The sequence below is a fragment of the Dyella sp. ASV21 genome, assembly GCF_016428975.1.
In the GTDB taxonomy this organism is placed as follows: Bacteria; Pseudomonadota; Gammaproteobacteria; order Xanthomonadales; family Rhodanobacteraceae; genus Dyella.
Map to the genome: position 1 here is coordinate 1 of NZ_JAELTT010000248.1, position 392 is coordinate 392.

Sequence of the window (392 nt, forward strand, 5' to 3'; positions counted from 1 at the left end):
CCCCCCCCCCCCCCCCCCCCCCCCCCCCCCCCCCCCCCCCCCCCCCCCCCCCCCCCCCCCCCCCCTTTTACTGATACGGCGCCCCCCGTTATCTACACCCGAACGTTGTCGTCGGCAGCGTCAGTTGTGTATAAGAGACAGCTGGGCAACGCCGATGTCACGGTCATCTGCGAGGCGCCTAAGGTGGGCCCGCATGCGCAAGCGATGCGCGAAGCGGTGGGCGCGCTGGCCCGCGCCGAGCGTCAGGTGCGGGGTCTCTTATACACATCTCCGAGCCCACGAGACCCGTGACCGAATCGCGTGTGGCGGCTGGGGGGGGGGAAAAGGGGGGGGGGGGGGGGGGGGGGGGGGGGGGGGGGGGGGGGGGGGGGGGGGGGGGGGGGGGGGGGGGG

1 protein-coding gene is annotated in these 392 nt (G+C 76.3%); it reads left to right on the forward strand.

Annotated elements, in window-relative coordinates; all coding sequences use genetic code 11:
• Positions 1-126 precede the first annotated feature (126 nt).
• Positions 127-291, forward strand: a complete 165-nt coding sequence (locus JHD67_RS22515) for a hypothetical protein (RefSeq protein ID WP_233172176.1) — start codon at positions 127-129, stop codon at positions 289-291.
• Positions 292-392 lie beyond the last annotated feature (101 nt).